This is a genomic window from Gilliamella sp. Pas-s95, from assembly GCF_009795795.1.
In the GTDB taxonomy this organism is placed as follows: Bacteria; Pseudomonadota; Gammaproteobacteria; order Enterobacterales; family Orbaceae; genus Gilliamella; species Gilliamella bombicola.
Window position 1 is genome coordinate 1 of the sequence record NZ_WTFC01000095.1, and the last position, 401, is coordinate 401.

The window sequence follows — 401 nt, forward strand, 5'->3', positions numbered from 1 at the left end:
TTAGATTATTTAGATTAACTAAATTATTGTTGTTCTTCGTGCCATTGTTTTTGTTGCCATATACACAGTGCTCTATGGCATTAACAGCGTCTACATCAAGGTATATTGAGGGTAGTGCGCCATATTTAACGTTAGACGGTGGTCAAACAAGGGCAACTTCAACGGATAGTTTCTTGTTTATTAAGTTGCAGGATGGTCGAGTTATTACGCCGTCGACAAATCCATCAAGTGCTACAAACCCAATAAGATTACCTTATGCAGGAAGTACTTTGGGTAATATAGATATGTTAATCCCATCATCAGTGGATTCAGTGAATTTAAGTGATTTAGTCACTAGGTATAATTATTGGGGAGATGATGATGGAGATGGACAGGGTATAAATGGTGTTACTGCTACAGGG

Annotated in this window: 1 protein-coding gene; it reads left to right on the forward strand. The window is 37.9% G+C overall.

Annotated elements, in window-relative coordinates; translation table 11 throughout:
• Positions 1-401: hypothetical protein (locus GQ598_RS10955; RefSeq protein ID WP_160404142.1), on the forward strand; the 401-nt coding region annotated here is incomplete at both ends.